Here is a 15,691-nt window from a genome sequence, read left to right on the forward strand (position 1 = left end):
CACTAGTCTAGCTGCATTGGCGGTACATCGGGTGGTCGCGGAGCAATGGAGCAGATAGTCGTAAACGGTGTTTTCATAGGTAAAGTCGAAGAAACCTGGGGCGGATTGGTCAGCGCGATCGACAAGCTGCCGGTCGAGCAGGAGTTCTGGCTGGGCCACGATGGCCTGCCCGGCGACGAACAGGCCGACATCCGCCACCACGGCGGCCTCGAGCGCGCTCTCCATCACTATCCTGCCGAGCACTACCGCTACTGGCGCAAGCGCCACCCGCTGAACCGCTGGCAACTGCCGGCGTTCGGCGAGAACATCTCGACCTACGGCATCACCGAAGCCGAGGTCTGCATCGGCGACCAGTTCCATTGGGGCGATGCCCTGCTGGAAGTCAGCCAGCCGCGTTCGCCCTGCTATCGCCAGGGCCAGCGCTGGAATCTTCCCGAGCTGCCCGACGAATTGCAGAGCGGCGGCCGCTGCGGCTGGTTCTATCGGGTCCTGCGCAGTGGCATGGTGACTCCCGGGGACCAGCTGAAGCTGGTCCAGCGGCATTACCCTGAACTGACCGTCGCCCGCCTGTTGCAGTGGTATTTCGGCGATCCCCTGGAGCCTCTCGGGTTGCGCCAGATGATGGCCTGCGACGCGCTCTCCCAGCGTTGGCGCAAGACAGCGGCGAAACGCCTGTCCAGCGGCGTGGTGGAAGACTGGGGGCCGCGCCTGCACGGGCCATCGGATTACCGGGAGCATGCCTCTTGAGCGACTACCTGATCACCTTGAGCCAGTCCGGCCGGCTGTTGGCCAGCATGACGGTGAGCGCCGTGCGCTTTGCCGAGGTGCGCGAGCTGATGCGCCAGCGCTTCCCCGCCGGCGACGGCTTCGAACTGCGCTTCGAAACGCGCCGGGAAAAGCGTCGGCTGCTGGAGCAGGGGCCACAGGGCGTGCGCCTGCTGGCGGTGGAGTACATGACCGAGGAACTGAAAGATGGCTGATGCGCTGGATAGCCTGCGCCTGATGCGCACCCAGGAACGGCCCGCGCAGGTGTTCGTCCGTGGCCAGGGCTCGTGGCTGTGGGACAGCGACGGACGCGCCTTCCTCGACTTCACCCAGGGCCTGGCGGTGAACTGCCTTGGCCACAGTCCCAGCGTGCTGGTCCAGGCCCTGGCCCGGCAGGCGCGGGAACTGGTCAGCGCCGGCCCCGGCCTGCTCAACCGGCCGGTGCTGGCATTGGCGCAGCGCCTGTGCCTGGCGACCGGCAGCGACCAGGCCTACTTCCTCACCAGCGGCGCCGAGGCCAACGAAGCGGCCATCGCCCTGGCGCGCAAGTGGGGCCACCTGCATCGCGGCGGCGCGCAACGGATCGTCAGCACTGTCAACAGCATCCATGGACGCACCCCGGGCACCCTGACGGCTTGTGGCAAGCCGGCGCAGCATGGCCTGGAGGGATTTGCCAGGGTGCCGTTCAACGACCTCGACGCCATGGCCGCGGCCATAGACGAAGAGACCGTGGCGGTGATGCTGGAGCCGGTGCAGGGCGATGCCGGGGTGATCCCGGCGACCCTCGACTACCTGCGTGGCATCGAGCGGCTGTGCCGACAGCGTGGCGTCCTGTTGATCCTCGACGAGGTGCAGACCGGCATCGGCCGCTGCGGCGCGCTGCTGGCGGAGGAACTGTACGGGGTACGCGCCGACATCGTTACCCTCGGCAAGGGCCTCGGCGCCGGGGTGCCGCTGTCGGCGCTGCTGGCGCGTGGCAACGCCTGCTGCTTCGAACCGGGCGACCAGCTTGGCACCCACCACGGCAACGCGTTGATGACCGCTGCCGGGCTGGCGGTACTGAATACCGTGCTGGAGCCGGGTTTCCTGGAGCAGGTGCGCGAGCAGGGCACCCACCTGCGCGATGGCCTGGCCCGTGTCGCGCGTCGCTATGGGCATGGTCCGCTGCGCGGCCAGGGACTGTTCTGGGGGCTGCCGCTGATCGGCCAGCGCGCGCCGGCGGTGGTTCGCGCGGCGTTCGGCGAAGGCCTGCTGATCAACGCGCCGCAGCCGCACTGCCTGCGTTTTTCCCCGGCGCTGACGGTGAGCCGGGCCAACGTCGACGAAATGCTGCGGCGACTGGAACGGGCCCTGGCCCGGATCGCCAACCGACACGAGGAGGTGGCCTGATGCGCGCCCTGGTATTGCAACACGTTCCCTTCGAAGGCAGCGCGCGGATCGGCGACTGGATCGGCCGCCACTGCGAGCACGAGCACGTCTGCTACCTCTACGCCGACGCCCACCTGCCTGCGCTGGACAGCTTCGACCTGCTGGTGGTGATGGGCGGGCCGATGAGCGTCCACGACGAAGCGCAATATCCCTGGCTGGTGGCGGAGAAGCGTTTGATCCGCGCGGCGCTGGATGCCGGCAAGAAGGTCCTCGGCATCTGCCTCGGCGCGCAGCTGCTGGCCCAGGCGCTGGGGGCTGCGGTACGCCCGGGACGCCAGGCGGAGATCGGCTGGTGGCCGCTGCACAGGTACAGCCAGGCGCTGGGCTCGCCGCTGGGCGAGCGCCTGCCGGAACGGCTGATGGCGTTCCACTGGCACGGCGAGACCTTCGACCTGCCGGCCGGCAGCGTGCCGCTCTATGGTTCGGCTGCCTGCGCAAACCAGGGCTTCATCTGGAACGAGCAGGCTATCGGCCTGCAATGTCACCTGGAAAGCACCGCGGAGAGCATCGAGGCGCTGCTCGATGCCTGCCCGCAGGACCTGCAACGGGAAGGGGCGGTGCAGAGCGCCGGGAGGATCCGCCAGGGTGTCGCGCATTGCCGCGAGGTGGCGCCGGTGCTGTTCCTGTTGCTCGATTACCTGGCGCATCGGCCGGCGGAGATCGCACGCCGGGCCTGATCGCCAGAAAGATTCCTCTGTCCTCGCATGCGCCTCCGGACGTCGTTTTGGTCCTGTGGGGCGCTTTTTTTATTCTAGGCTGCGTGCTTTCCCAACCAGGGCTCCAGTAGTGCCAGGTCGCGACGCAGGCTTTCGGCGAACAGGTGCAGGCGGGTGGGGTTGTCCAGCTCGCCGGGCTGGATGCCGACGAAGGTGAAGGTTTCGTCGTGCTCTCGGGCGGCGACATTGATACTGACGGTGCCGTCGTAGTGCATCCGGCACTGGCAGTCGTAGCCTTCCAGCGCCTGGTTCAGGCTGCGCTGGATCTCGCCGAGATCGGGGTGCTTGTTCTTGCTCATCGCATCGCTCATGCAAGGGGATGGGGCTTTCTTCTCGTGCAGGGCGAGTCGGGTGGATGCGTCGACGACCTCGGGACCGAGGGGCGGCGTAGCCTCCCGGCCGGCGCGGCGTCTGGGCTTCCCGCCCGGACATTGCTTCCTGTATCGCCAGGGTAGGGGTGCCTCCGCTATCGTTTCGCGATGCAAATGCACTAGCACCGCTAGTGCAATCGTCACGCGTGCGCGGTCAGGGCGGGCGGGCATCCTTGCTGCCCCCGGAAAATCGCTCCATCCAAGAGGAACAGCATGAACGACCAGGTACTGCGTACCCAGACCGACCGCCGCCAGTTGCAGCAGATCATCGCCGGTCTTACCGAAGGGGTGATCCTGATCGAGCCGGACCAGCGCATCCTCTGGGCCAACGAGGCGGCCCTGGCGATGCACGGCGTCGATTCGCTGCAAGGCCTGGGCGCCGATACCGGCGAGTATCGCGAACGCTTTCGCCTGCGCTACCGCAACAATCATCCGCTGCAGGAGGGGCAGTACCCGGCCGAGCGCCTGGTGGCTGGCGAGTGCTTCAGCGACGTGGTGGTGGAAGTGTTTCCCGCCGCCGACGAGGACACCCGCTGGGTGCACCGCGTGCGCGGGCTGGTGCTGACCACCCCCGAGGACAAGCCCGACTGCCTGGTGCTGATCCTCCACGACGCCACCGAGTGGGCCAGCGCCGAGCAGCGCTTCGAGAAGACCTTCAATGCCAACCCGGCGCCGGCGGTGATCTGCCGGCTCAGCGACTACCGCTACGTGAAGGTCAATGTCGGTTTCCTGGAAATGACCGGCTATGCCCGCGACCAGGTGATCGGCCGTTCGGTGTACGAGCTGGACGTACTCGACCAGGCCGAGCGCCGCGAACTGGCGGTGGAGCGTCTGGGCGCCGGCGAGACCATCCCGCAGATGGAGGCGAGCCTGCGGGTGGCGGAGGGCGGACGCAAGTGCGTGGTGGTCGCCGGGCAGCCGATAGAGGTCGGCGAGGAGGCCTGCATGCTCTTCACTTTCACCGATCTCGAACCGCGGAAGAAGGCCGAGGAGGCCTTGCGCAAGAGCGAGGAGCGCTTCGCCAAGGCCTTCCGCATGGCACCGGTGCCGAGCCTGGTGCTGTGCGGCGACGACCTGCAGGCGCTGGATATCAACCAGGCCTTCAGCGAAACCTTCGGCTACCAGGCCGAGGAACTGCTCGGCGAGTCCACCGTTGCCTGCGGGCTGTGGCAGGACGGCGGCGCCGAGCGCCTGGGCGAGCTGCTGGCGCAGAGCGGCAGCGTGCGCAACGTCCAGCTGCGCCTGCAGCACAAGGATCGCAACGGCCTGGACTGCCTGGTCTCGGCCGAGGCGGTGAGCCTCAACGAGCAGGACTGCGTGCTGGTGGCCTTGCTGGACATCAGCGACCGGCGGCGCACCGAAATGGAGCTGGTGCACGCCATCGAGACGGTGATGCAGGACGCTTCCTGGTTCAGCCGCACCCTGATCGAAAAGCTCGCCAACGTGCGCCGCGCCAACGCGCCGGGCACCGGCGCCGAACTGGCCGACCTGACCGCGCGCGAGCGCGAGGTGTTCGACCTCATCTGCCAGGGCCTGGCGGACAAGGAGATCGCCAAGGAACTGGGCCTGGCGCCGAACACCGTGCGCAACCACGTGGCGACCATCTACGCCAAGCTCGATGTCCACAGCCGTGGCGAGGCCATCGTCTGGGCACGCGAACGCGGATTCGCGCCGGAGCCGCGCAACGGCAACGGGCGCAAATAAACGAAGAGGGTACGAATGCACCAGGGCGGCTGGTGCATTCGTACCTGTCGCCCGCTCCCGTCGGCGCCGACACTGGCGCAGCACGCCCGGCATGCCCCCGCCCGTGGTCGTGCACCTTTTCTCCGCGGTGCGAGCCGCGCCGTCCGCACGTCTGTTCCCCTCGCCAGTTTCGCTCTGGCGGGGGGCTTCCCGCCTCCTTTCGAATATTTGCCCCTCTGCCTCTGCTGGTGCGCGACGGCATTCTGCCGGCCGTTTGCGAATGCTCGGGACTGGTGTCGTGAAATTTTAAATGTTATTTTTCATGAAAAATAACCAATATAATTTCACGGAGGTCGCGATGTTCCTGCAATCCAACGAGCATGTCGGCACTTACTACGCCGCCGTCAATCCCGAACTGATCCAGCCGCGCGAGGCCCTGGAGGGCGACCTCGACTGTGAGGTGCTGGTGGTCGGCGCCGGTTTCAGCGGCTTGCACACGGCGCTGCGGCTGGTCGAAGGCGGACGCCAGGTATGCGTCATCGAAGCCAGCCGGATCGCCTGGGCGGCCTCCGGGCGCAACGGCGGGCAGGCGCTGCCCGGCTGGTCCAGCGACCTGCCGCCGCTGGAGGCCGACCTCGGCTACGAAGGCGCACGCCGTCTCTGGGACGGCATGCTCTGGGCGGCCGGCGAGATGCGCGCGTTGCCGCAGCGACATGGCTTCGACTGCGACTACCGGGTCGGCCACCTATGGACGGCGATCCTGCCGCGCCGGGTCGGCCTGCTCTACGACTGGCAGGCCGAGGCCAACCGCCGCTGGGGCTACGAGGGGCTACGCTTCGTGGCGAAGGACGAGTTGCCCGAATGGATCGCCAGCGAGCGCTACCTTGCAGGTCTCTACGATCCCCACGCCGCACACCTGAATCCGCTCAAGCTGGCGTTCGGCCTGGCCGCCGCCATCGAGCGCGCCGGCGGGCGTATCCACGAGCGGACCCGGGCCCTGAGCTATCGCGAGGAGGGCGACGGCTACCGGGTCCGTACCGAGCACGGCGAGATCCGCTGCGCGGCGCTGGTGCTGGCCTGCAACGCCTACATCGACGGGCTGGACAGCGAGCTGTCGCAACGGATGCTGCCGGTGGGCACCTATCAGGTCGCCACTGAGCCACTCGGCGAGGAACGGGCGAAGTCGTTGCTGCCGCAGAACTGCTGCGTGACCGACAACCAGTTCGTCCTCGACTACTTCCGCCTGACCCCGGACCACCGCCTGCTGTTCGGCGGCGGCTGCACCTACCTGGGCGGCATGCCCAGCGACATCCGCGCCGCCACCCGGCCCTATCTCGAACGGGTGTTCCCGCAGTTGCGCGGGGTGGCGCTGGAATACGCCTGGGGCGGGCATATCGACTGCAGCATGCGGCGTACCCCGGACATCGGCCGGCAGGGCAACCGCTACTGGCTGCAAGGCTACTCCGGCCACGGCGTGCTGCCGAGTCTGGCGGCGGCCAGGGCGGTCAGCGACGCGCTGCTCGGCGACGACGAGACCCTGGCGCTCTACCAGCGTCTGCGCAATCCGAAGTTTCCCGGCGGCCAGCGCTTCGCCGCGCCGCTGGAAGCCCTGGGCAAAGCGTATTACCGTTTGCGCGACCTGTTCTGAGAGGGCCCGGAGCCGAGATGAGCGAAGTAGCCGACGACCTGGCGGAGATCGCCAGCCTGGTGCGCGAATTGCGCAAGCGCAAGGGCATCACCCTGCAGGCGCTGGCCGACGGCATTCGCCGTTCGGTGGGCTTCGTCTCCCAGGTCGAGCGCGGCCTGTCGCGGCCGGCGGTGGACGACCTGGTCGCCATCAGCCAGGTGCTCGGGGTGCCGGCGACCTACTTCTTCTGCTCGCCGAAGACCCAGGCCTCGCCCTGGGTGACCCGTCCGGGCGAGCGTCGGACCCTGGCCTACGCTCGTGGCGCCAGCGACAACCTGGTGTCGCCGCGTCTCGGCGGTGCCTTCTTCATGCTCGAAACCTGCCTTGAAGCGGGTGCCGACAGCGGCGAGCGCGACCTGCTGGACAGCTCGGAGCAGGGCGGCTACGTGCTCGAAGGCGAGCTGACCCTGTGGCTGGAGGACGAGGAGCTGCGCCTGCAGGCCGGCGACGGTTTCCAGATTCCCAGCCATATGCGCAGCCGCTATGCCAACCGCAGCCAGGCGCCGGTCAGGGTGCTCTGGGTATACGCCTGACGAGGCGCGTTACCCTGTCGTTTGCCGGATAGTGGCGAAGACTTCCGGCATCGGCGAGAACCGTCGCCGACCGATGAAAAAAGCCCGAGGCGCAGGCCTCGGGCTTTTCGTCACCAGCGTCCGGAGGCGCCGCCGCCGCCGCTGGAGCCGCCGCCGCCGCGGAAGATGCCGCCACCGCCGCTGCCGCCTCCCCCACCGCCGCCGCGACTATTGAGGATGGCGCTGAGGATGGCCATCAGCACTTCGCCGGGAAGCAGGAACAGGGCGTAGATGAACAGGGTCGGCGCCAGTACGCCGAGACTGTCGTCCGCCGCGCGGTCGACGTTCTGCCATAGGCCCATGCTCAACAGCCAGGCCAGGCCGGCGACCGCTGCGCTGCAAAGCAGGAAGCGGCCGATGCTGCGCCGCCGCATCCACTGCAACGGCAGCAGGCGTCCGAGCAGGGCCACGGCGAGCAGGACCGCCACATAGACACCGAGGTAGACCGGGTTGCCCCAGAGCTGTCCGCTCAGGCCGCTCTTCTTCTTCGGCTCCGGCGGGGCGCTGTCATACACCTCACCCTCGACCGGCGCCGGCAGGGCCCGCGGCGGCGTGGCCTCGGGAACCGCCGGCAAGGCGTCGACGGTAGCGCTGTCCGGGTTCTTCTCGGCATCGATCAGTTGCACCAGGCTGTCCACGCCGGCCTGGATGCCGCCATAGAAGTTGCCCTGGCGGAACTGCGGCGTGATCTGCTCGCTGATGATCCGCCCGGCCTGGACGTCGGTGATGGCCCCTTCCAGGCCGTAGCCGACCTCGATGCGCAGGGTGCGGTCGTTCTTCGCCACCAGCAGCAGGACGCCGTCGTCGACCTTCTTCTGGCCCAGCTTCCATTTCTCGAAGGTACGCACCGCGTACTCCTCGATGGAATCGTCGCCGGTGGTCGGGACCAGCAGCACCGCGAGCTGCGCGCCGCTCTTGGCTTCCAGGGCGGCGAGCTGTTGCTCCAGGTGCTGGCGCTGGTCGCCGGAAAGGGTCGCGGTGAGGTCGGTGACCCGCGCCGTCAGCGCGGGTATCGGTGGCACATCGGCCCAGGCGACCAGGCTGGCGAGCAGCAGCCCGGCGCCCAGTAGCAGCCGGCGCATGGCTTACTGCGCCGGTTGCGGGTTGCCGAAATCGACTTTCGGCGCGGTGGAGATGGCCGCTTCGTTTTCCACGCTGAAGTTCGCCTTGGGCTTGTAGCCGAACAGCTTGGCGGTGATCACGCCGGGGAACTGGCGCAGCAGCACGTTGTATTCCTGTACCGACTTGACGTAGCGGCCGCGAGCGACGGCGATGCGGTTCTCGGTGCCTTCCAGTTGGGTCAGCAGGTCCTTGAACAGGCCGTCGGCCTTCAGTTGCGGGTAGTTCTCGGTGACTACCAGCAGGCGCGAAAGCGCCGAGCTCAGTTCGCCCTGGGCCTTCTGGAAGCGCTGCACGGCCTGCTCGTCGTCCAGTTGGTCGGCGTTCAGCTGCACGCTGCCGACCTTGGCCCGGGCCTCGGTGACCTGGGTCAGGACCGACGCCTCATGGGAGGCATAGCCCTTCACCGTGCTGACCAGGTTGGGCACCAGGTCGGCGCGCCGCTGGTACTGGTTGAGCACTTCCGACCAGGCGGCTTTCACCTGTTCGTCGCCGGCCTGCATGGCGTTGTAGCCGCAACCGCTGAGCAGCAGGGCGAGGACGGGAAGGAGGGCATTTCTGAGGAATCGAGGCATGGTGGTACTCATCCGGGTTGAGAAAGCTCGATTGTAGACCAGCCAATGGCCAGCACGTTCCTTGTGCCGGCACGGATATCGGCGCTGTCAGGCGGTGCGGCGGCCGAATGCCAGCTTGGCCGCCAGGGCCAGCAGGCAGAACACGAACAGCGCCAGCGACCAGACCGCCATGGACTGGCCGAGCAGGGTCCAGACCACTTCGCCGCACAGTCCCTCGGGCTGGAAGACCTGCGGCAGCCAGGTGTCCAGCGGTATCCATTCGGGGAAGCCCATGAACATCTTGCAACTGCCCATGCCCTGGGCAGCCAGTTTCTCTTCCGCGACCAGCGACCAGGCGTGGTAGATCCCGCCCAGGCTGGCGGCGAGCATGCCCAGCGCGGCGATGCCGCCGGCGATCCGCGAACGCGGGGCGAGGCTGCCGACGATCCCGGCGAGCACCAGGCCGAGCACGTCCAGGCGAATGAAGATGCACAGCGAGCAGGGCGCGAAGCCGCGCACGTGCTGGAGGTAGAGGACGAAAGCGAGGATCAGCAGGCCGCCGATGGCGACCGCGGGCCAGAACAAGCGGTTGTCGAGGGGCTTGAGGAGAGCGCTCAAGGCAGGGATTCCTGTGTCGTTGATAAGGGAGGCCGGGCCGGCACTGTGCGGCGCTGGCCGATGGTAGTCCATCAGGATTGCCCGAAGATTAAGCCGTTTGACGTAACGATGTCTGCTGCATGTTTCTCCGCTTTCGTAGGAGCTTTCAGGGAAAAACGCTGCAACGGGTGAGCATCTGGAGCCTCCGCCGGGATAGACTATCTTGGTCTATACCAATAAGGTCCGTCATGCTAGCCACCAGCCTGGTGCTGTGCGCCGCCGTTCTCCACGCCACCTGGAACACCCTGGTCAAGTTCAGCAGCGACCGCTTGCTGGTCGTCGCCTGCATGGACGTGGTCGGCGTGCTCTGCGCCATCCTGCTGTTGCCCTTCGTCAGCCTGCCGCCGGCCGAAGTCTGGCCCTGGCTGCTCGGCGCCACCGTCCTGCAACTGCTCTACCGGGTACTGCTGATCGAGGCCTACAAGGTCGGCGACCTGGGCCTGGTCTATCCGCTGATGCGCGGGCTGTCGCCGCTGGTGGTGCTGGGCCTGACCCTGGCGTTCGGCGGCGAGCAGCTCAGCGGCCGGCAGATCCTCGGCATCCTGTTGATCCCCTTCGGCATGCTTTGCCTGCTCTGGGGCGGCGGCGGTTCGCGGCTGCCCTGGCGGACCCTGCCGGTGGTGCTGCTGATCGGCCTGTGCATCGGCGGCTACACCTGGAGCGACGGCAACGCCCTGAAGCGCTGGCCGTTGGCGCTGGACTACCTGGTCTGGCTGACGCTGCTCTCCGGCCTGCCGTTCCCGCTGATCGCCGCCGGCGCGCGAACCCGCGCCTTCGCCCGCTTCTGGGCGCTGGAGTGGAAGCTCGGCCTGGCGGTCGGGGTCTGCGTGCTGGCCAGCTACGGCCTGGTGCTGTGGGCCATGCAGCTGGGGTCGATCGCCGAAGCGGCGGCGTTGCGCGAGATCAGCGTGCTGTTGGCGGTGCTGTTCGGCATGCGCTTCCTCAACGAGCCGTTCGGACTGCCGCGCCTGCTGGCGTGCGGCCTGGTGCTGGCCGGAATGCTGCTGATGAAACTCTGAAGGGGCTGTGCCTTTACAGAACGAGCGGCGCCAGCTTGAGTTGCAGTTCCACAACCACAAGGAACTGCCATGACCATCGCTTTCTGGTGCGTGCTGATCGCGATCTTCCTGCCTTACGTCTGTACCTCCATCGCCAAGTTCGGCGGGGAGGGCTACGGCGGTCGGGCCAACGCCGACCCGCGGGCGTTCCTCGGTTCGCTCGAAGGCTTCCGCCGGCGTGCCAACAACGCCCAGTTGAACGCCTTCGAGGTGACCCCGGCGTTCGCCGCGGCGGTGATCATCGCCCATCTGGTCGGCAACGCTTCGCAGGCGACCCTGGATAGCCTGGCCATTGCCTGGATCACCAGTCGCCTGCTCTACGTCATCTGCTACCTCGCCGACTGGGGGCCGTTGCGCTCGCTGGTCTGGTTCGTCGGCATGCTGCTCATCGCAGCGTTCTTCGTGGTTTCCGCCTGAGCAGCCCGCTGCGGCCTATGGCCGCAGTGCGGGCGCGCGGCTCTGGATCAATCGGCGGTGGCGGCGGATAATCCGCCGCTTCCGTGATCGACCCTGAAAAAAGAGCCTTGCCATGAAGCTGAAGTCCCTGCTCGTCGTGCTGCTGGCCGGCGTCGCCCTGAGCGGCTGTCACCGTATGGATCCCAATTCGCCCGAGGCCAAGCGCCAGGCGATCTTCAAGGAAATGCTACGGACCAGCGAGGACATGGGCGGGATGCTCCGCGGACGCCTGCCCTTCGACGCGGAGAAGTTCCGCGCCGGATCGGCGAAGCTGCACCAACTGGCCGACCAGCCCTGGCAGTACTTCCCCAGTCCCAAGGCCGGCGAGGAGGGCGAGGACACCCGCGCCAAGGACGAGGTCTGGCAGCGCCAGCAGGAGTTCAAGGCCGCCACCCAGGTCTTCATCGACGCGATGAACCGTCTCCAGGACAACACCCGCCAGGCCACGCCGACCCCGGATGGCGTGCGCAAGGACTTCGCCGCGGTGGAAGACGCCTGCGAAGCCTGCCACAAGAAATTCCGCGCGCTCTGAGGCCGGACCGGGCGTCATACGCCCTGCCTGGAAGGCGCGAGGGGTAGGGCGAATGAGCGCTGGCGCTCATCCGCCGTTGCGGCAGCGCTGGGCGGCACCTGGTGTCCCGCTGCGGCGCGGATGGCGGGTAACGCCATGGGCATCATACGCCTTGCGTGGGAGGCGCGAGGCGTAGGGCGGTACCTGGTGTCCTACTGTGCCTGGGCCTGTTCCAGGCCTTTCTTGGCCTCTTCCAGTTCGGCGCGGGCCTCGGCCAGCTTGGCCTTGCGTTTCTCGATCTTCTCCGGATCGCCCTTGCCCATGGCCTTGCGCAAATCCTTCTCGCGTTCGCTGACCTCGCGCTCGCTGTCGATCACCTTCTGCTTGTTCTCCCTCAGCAGGCCGGCTTCGGTGCAGTGTTCCTTGACCTCGGAGAGGGCCTTTTCCAAGCCGGCCACCTGGCCTTCGTTGGCGAACGAGCGGGCCGTTTCCAGCTTCGCCTCGATGGCGGCCTGCTTGGCGGCGCAACCGCTGAGCGGGGCGCCTTTGGTGGTGCCCGGCTGGGCGGCGGAGAGCGGCAGGGAGACGGCGAGCAGCAGCCCGGCCAGCGGCAGTGAAGGACGAATGGACATCGGTTGGCTCCTTGATCGAACGGCCGGTGCGGTTGCCGGACGACGGCTCGGCCGAGCGTCCTGGCAGGCGGATGAGGCAGGCGGCAGCCGGCGTGACAAAGGCGCAAGTGTGCCAGCAAACGGCACGGTTGTGGTTGTCCGGGAGCAAAGTACGCCGCCCCGGGGTCTCTGGAGAAAGGCCATGGTTCGGGCATTCCGGCGCAACCCGGCCTAACGTTGTCCGAAGACGCCGAGAACGGGAGAACCGCGATGCGTACGCTGATCCGCCTGGTTCGCACGCTTATCCTGCTGCTGGTCCTGGCGCTGCTCGCCGGCGCCTGGTGGTGGCTGCAGGACGAGGCCCTGCGCACCCCCGCGCTGGCCGGCCACAGCGAGGACTCGAGCCTGAAGGTCGCGGGCCTGCGCCGGCATTACCTGCTCTACGTGCCGCCGGGCGTGTCCGAGGGGGCGCCGTTGCTGGTGGTGCTGCACGGCTCACGGGGCGACGGCGCGCAGATGCGCCGCATCAGCGGCTACGGCTTCGACCGGCTGGCGGCGCAAGAAGGTTTCCTGGTGGCCTACCCGGACGGCTTCGAGGGCCACTGGAACGATTGCCGCAAGGCCGCCAGCTATTCGGCGCGGCTGCGTGACGTCGATGACGTGGCTTTCCTCCGCGCGCTGGTGGCGCGGCTGGCCCAGGAATACCGCGTCGATCCGCAGCGGGTATATGTCGCCGGCTACTCCAATGGCGGCCAGATGGCTTTCCGCCTGGCCGCCGAAGCGCCGGGGTTGCCGGCGGCGATCGCAACGGTGGCGGCGAGCCTGCCGACCACGGAGAACGATGCCTGTCGGCCGGTCGAGCGACCGACCGCGGCGTTGCTGATCAACGGCACGCGCGATCCGATCAATCCCTATCTCGGCGGCAAGGTCAGCCTGTTCGGCTTCGGCGACCGGGGCGCGGTACGCTCGACCCTGGACTCGGCACGCTGGTGGGCGGGCCTGAACGGCATCGCCGCGCCGCCGGACGTGGCGCCGCTGACCCGTCCCGGCCCGGTCTGGACCGAGCGCCAGCGCTGGCAGGAAGACAGCCATCCGCCGGTGGAACTGCTCAGCGTGCATGGCGGCGGCCATGTGCTGGCGCAGCCGGACTATCGCTTCCCGCGGATTCTCGGCAAGAGCGACCCGGAACTGGACGCGCCAGCGGAAATATGGCGCTTCTTCAGCCAGTTGCCGCGCTGAGACTCAGACCTCGAAGACGAATTCCGGACGGAACCCGCCTTTCTCGTGGGGATAGCCGCCCGGATTGGCCAGCACCCGGGCCCGGCCGATGCGGTAGTCGAGGGCGTCGTGGACGTGACCGTGCAGCCAGTAGTCGGCCTGCGCCACCAGTTCGTCGAGGTTGGAAGCGAAGGCTGGCGACAGCGGGTTGCCGACGAACTGCGGCGGGATCGACAGCGCACTGGGCGCGTGGTGGCTGACCACCAGCGTCGGGCCGTCGTGGGGCCGCGCCAGCTGTTCGGCGAGCCAGTCGCGCGAGGCTCGGTGCAGGGCGATGCTCTGCTCGGGGGTGAAGTCGCCGCCGAACCAGTCGATGCAGCTGAAGTCCGGCATTGATTGCAGGGCCAGCTCATGGGCGGGCGCATAGCCGTCCGCGCCATAGAGCTGGAAGTCGGTCCACAGGGTGGCGCCGAGGAAGCGCGCCGGGCCGATCCGCGCTTCGTCGTTTTCCAGGAAGTGGATCTCCAGCGCTCGGGCGATATTGCGCATCGCCTGGGTCAGGTCGGTCATTTCCGAGGAGTAGAACTCATGGTTGCCGGCGACGTAGACGATCTCGCTGTCGGCGAAGGTCTCGCGGGCCCAGTGCAGGCCTTCCAGGTGGCTGTGGATATCGCCGGCCAGCACCACCACGTCGGCCTCGACCTCTGGCAGTTGGCGTCGCCCGTCGAAATGTTCGTGGTGGAGGTCGGACAGCAGGCGGATCTTCATGGCACGGCTCGGCGGTAGGCGCGGCGGACCAGCATAGCTCCGCCCACCCCGGGGTTGAAGGCCGACAGCGATTGACGCAGGTCATGGCTGTGCGGGAAAACCTCGCTGGCCTCGCTAACTCCCCCATGAAGTTAAGGGACAATTAAGACTGGACGCGCAGGGTTCATTCCAGCGATTCGCGCGTTCTGTCGGGGAGTGGTGCCAATGAAACTGTTATGGGGAGTTCTCGCCGCCGCGCTGGCGGCCTGGGGCCTGACGCTGGCCGTCGATCCGCCGGCGAGCCTGGATATCTGGGTGGTGCGCAAGCAGGCGATCCTGCTTACCGGGGTAGCGTCCTTCGCCCTGATGTCGTTGATCATGCTGCTGGCGGTGCGTCCGGTCTGGCTGGAGAAGCCGCTGGACGGGCTCGACCGCATGTACCGCCTGCACAAGTGGGCGGGCATCCTGGCCATCGTCCTCGGCCTGTTGCACTACCTGCTGGAGTTGGCCGGCCCCTGGCTGGCGGGTATCGTCGGCAAACCGGTGAAAGGCCCGCGGGTGGAAACCTTCCTCGATGTCTTCCGTGGCTCGGCCAAGGAGTTGGGTGAATGGTCGGCGTGGATTCTCGGCGGGATGCTGCTGATCACTCTCTGGCAGCGCTTCCCGTATCACCTCTGGCGTTATGTGCACAAGGCGTTGGCCCTGGTCTACCTGGTACTGGCCTTCCATTCCGTGGTGCTCGCCCCGGCCAGCTACTGGAGCCAGCCGGCCGGTTGGCTGGTGGCGGCCTGCGCACTGCTCGGTTCGGCCTGCGCACTGTTGTCTCTGAGCGGGCGGATCGGTCGCGCGCGCCGCCATGCGGGCGTGGTCACCGCCGTCGAGCGGCGCGGCGAAAGCCTGCTCGAGGTGACCTGCCGGCTGCAGGGCGACTGGTCGCACAGGGCCGGGCAGTTCGCCTTTCTCACCTGCGACCGCCTGGAGGGTGCCCATCCGTTCACCATCGCCAGCGCCGACCGCGGCTGCGGCGAGGTGCGCTTCAGCATCAAGGCGTTGGGCGACTACACCCGGCGCCTGCAGGACAACCTGGAGGTCGGCGCCAGGGTCGAGGTGGAGGGGCCATACGGCTGCTTCGACTTCCGCCGTGGCCTGGCCGGGCGGCAGGTCTGGGTCGCCGCCGGGATCGGCGTGACGCCGTTCATCGCCTGGCTGGAGTCGCTGCAGGCCGCGCCGGAAAGCGCGCCGTCGGTGGAGCTGCACTATTGCGTGCGCAATTCCCAGGAAGCGCTGTTCGCCGGGCGCTTGCGCGAGCTTTGCGAACGCCTGCCCAGCGTGACCCTGCACATCCGCTATAGCGACGAGCAGGGCAAGCCGCAGGCGGCGCAACTGGGCGTGCTGAAGGGCGCCGAAGGACGCTGGCCGAGCGTCTGGTTCTGCGGCCCGCAGGGGCTGGCCGACAGCCTGCGCCGCGATTTGCGCCGGCAGGGCATGCCGCTGCGGCTGTTCCACCAGGAAGCCTTCCGCATGCGCTGAGCCTGCCG

Annotated in this window: 18 protein-coding genes; 12 read left to right on the plus strand and 6 right to left on the minus strand. The window is 67.8% G+C overall.

The window, feature by feature from the left end; genetic code table 11:
- Positions 1-45 precede the first annotated feature (45 nt).
- The 4 genes from AC4OR5_RS12405 to AC4OR5_RS12420 are packed head-to-tail and all read left to right on the plus strand — an operon-like array spanning position 46 to position 2,870.
- Positions 46-747 (plus strand): MOSC domain-containing protein, encoded by a 702-nt coding sequence (locus AC4OR5_RS12405; RefSeq protein WP_003129147.1) that lies wholly within the window; start codon positions 46-48, stop codon positions 745-747.
- A complete protein-coding gene (locus tag AC4OR5_RS12410; RefSeq protein ID WP_058134578.1) occupies positions 744-980 on the plus strand; it encodes a hypothetical protein in 237 nt (78 codons plus the stop codon). Before AC4OR5_RS12405 ends, AC4OR5_RS12410 begins: the two co-directional genes overlap by 4 nt.
- Positions 973-2,154: an aspartate aminotransferase family protein gene (locus AC4OR5_RS12415; RefSeq protein WP_058160931.1), complete on the plus strand. Its 1,182-nt coding sequence runs from the start codon at positions 973-975 to the stop codon at positions 2,152-2,154. The genes AC4OR5_RS12410 and AC4OR5_RS12415 overlap by 8 nt, the downstream gene beginning before the upstream one ends.
- Positions 2,154-2,870: a type 1 glutamine amidotransferase gene (locus AC4OR5_RS12420; protein WP_003084901.1), complete on the plus strand. Its 717-nt coding sequence runs from the start codon at positions 2,154-2,156 to the stop codon at positions 2,868-2,870. Before AC4OR5_RS12415 ends, AC4OR5_RS12420 begins: the two co-directional genes overlap by 1 nt.
- A 74-nt stretch (positions 2,871-2,944) precedes the next feature.
- Here the strand turns inward: AC4OR5_RS12420 and AC4OR5_RS12425 are convergent, their stop codons facing one another.
- The gene (locus AC4OR5_RS12425) at positions 2,945-3,208 is read right to left on the minus strand and encodes a DUF1652 domain-containing protein (protein WP_003084903.1); all 264 of its coding nucleotides are present in this window, start codon (positions 3,206-3,208) and stop codon (positions 2,945-2,947) included.
- Positions 3,209-3,493: 285 nt separating this feature from the next.
- Between AC4OR5_RS12425 and AC4OR5_RS12430 the strand changes: the two genes are divergently transcribed.
- The 3 genes from AC4OR5_RS12430 (at position 3,494) to AC4OR5_RS12440 (ending at position 7,183) form a co-directional block, all read left to right on the plus strand.
- Complete coding sequence (locus tag AC4OR5_RS12430; protein WP_023115733.1) at positions 3,494-4,984, plus strand: helix-turn-helix transcriptional regulator; 1,491 nt, start codon at positions 3,494-3,496, stop codon at positions 4,982-4,984.
- 337 nt (positions 4,985-5,321) lie between these two features.
- A complete protein-coding gene (locus AC4OR5_RS12435; protein WP_049321548.1) occupies positions 5,322-6,611 on the plus strand; it encodes an NAD(P)/FAD-dependent oxidoreductase in 1,290 nt (429 codons plus the stop codon).
- Positions 6,612-6,628: 17 nt separating this feature from the next.
- On the plus strand, positions 6,629-7,183 hold the full coding sequence (locus tag AC4OR5_RS12440) for a helix-turn-helix domain-containing protein (protein ID WP_003084911.1): 555 nt from the start codon (positions 6,629-6,631) through the stop codon (positions 7,181-7,183).
- Between the two features lie 110 nt (positions 7,184-7,293).
- On the opposite strand, the gene AC4OR5_RS12445 is transcribed toward AC4OR5_RS12440, so the two are convergent.
- From AC4OR5_RS12445 to AC4OR5_RS12455, 3 genes are all read right to left on the minus strand, one after another.
- Complete coding sequence (locus tag AC4OR5_RS12445) at positions 7,294-8,304, minus strand: TPM domain-containing protein (protein WP_023095138.1); 1,011 nt, start codon at positions 8,302-8,304, stop codon at positions 7,294-7,296.
- A 3-nt stretch (positions 8,305-8,307) separates the two neighbouring features.
- Positions 8,308-8,916 carry a LemA family protein gene (locus AC4OR5_RS12450; RefSeq protein ID WP_003084923.1) on the minus strand — a complete coding sequence of 203 codons (609 nt, stop codon included), beginning with the start codon at positions 8,914-8,916 and terminating at the stop codon, positions 8,308-8,310.
- A gap of 87 nt (positions 8,917-9,003) precedes the next feature.
- Complete coding sequence (locus AC4OR5_RS12455) at positions 9,004-9,513, minus strand: disulfide bond formation protein B (protein WP_003101580.1); 510 nt, start codon at positions 9,511-9,513, stop codon at positions 9,004-9,006.
- 227 nt (positions 9,514-9,740) lie between these two features.
- Here AC4OR5_RS12455 and AC4OR5_RS12460 point away from each other — a divergent pair, with 227 nt between their 5' ends.
- The 3 genes from AC4OR5_RS12460 (at position 9,741) to AC4OR5_RS12470 (ending at position 11,598) form a co-directional block, all read left to right on the plus strand.
- A complete protein-coding gene (locus AC4OR5_RS12460) occupies positions 9,741-10,571 on the plus strand; it encodes an EamA family transporter (RefSeq protein WP_033996015.1) in 831 nt (276 codons plus the stop codon).
- Between the two features lie 69 nt (positions 10,572-10,640).
- Complete coding sequence (locus tag AC4OR5_RS12465; protein WP_003101585.1) at positions 10,641-11,027, plus strand: MAPEG family protein; 387 nt, start codon at positions 10,641-10,643, stop codon at positions 11,025-11,027.
- Positions 11,028-11,139: 112 nt separating this feature from the next.
- The gene (locus AC4OR5_RS12470) at positions 11,140-11,598 is read left to right on the plus strand and encodes a c-type cytochrome (RefSeq protein WP_003110213.1); all 459 of its coding nucleotides are present in this window, start codon (positions 11,140-11,142) and stop codon (positions 11,596-11,598) included.
- A gap of 191 nt (positions 11,599-11,789) precedes the next feature.
- Here AC4OR5_RS12470 and AC4OR5_RS12475 read toward each other — a convergent pair whose 3' ends face one another.
- Positions 11,790-12,209 carry a DUF1090 domain-containing protein gene (locus AC4OR5_RS12475; RefSeq protein ID WP_003084937.1) on the minus strand — a complete coding sequence of 140 codons (420 nt, stop codon included), beginning with the start codon at positions 12,207-12,209 and terminating at the stop codon, positions 11,790-11,792.
- Positions 12,210-12,458: 249 nt separating this feature from the next.
- On the opposite strand from AC4OR5_RS12475, the gene AC4OR5_RS12480 reads away from it, so the two are divergent.
- Positions 12,459-13,427, plus strand: a complete 969-nt coding sequence (locus AC4OR5_RS12480; RefSeq protein ID WP_033996014.1) for a CE1 family esterase — start codon at positions 12,459-12,461, stop codon at positions 13,425-13,427.
- Between the two features lie 3 nt (positions 13,428-13,430).
- Here AC4OR5_RS12480 and AC4OR5_RS12485 read toward each other — a convergent pair whose 3' ends face one another.
- On the minus strand, positions 13,431-14,174 hold the full coding sequence (locus tag AC4OR5_RS12485) for a metallophosphoesterase (protein ID WP_023126947.1): 744 nt from the start codon (positions 14,172-14,174) through the stop codon (positions 13,431-13,433).
- A 204-nt stretch (positions 14,175-14,378) separates the two neighbouring features.
- On the opposite strand from AC4OR5_RS12485, the gene AC4OR5_RS12490 reads away from it, so the two are divergent.
- The gene (locus AC4OR5_RS12490) at positions 14,379-15,683 is read left to right on the plus strand and encodes a ferredoxin reductase family protein (protein ID WP_058134575.1); all 1,305 of its coding nucleotides are present in this window, start codon (positions 14,379-14,381) and stop codon (positions 15,681-15,683) included.
- Positions 15,684-15,691 lie beyond the last annotated feature (8 nt).

The organism is Pseudomonas sp. YA1 (genome assembly GCF_058680555.1).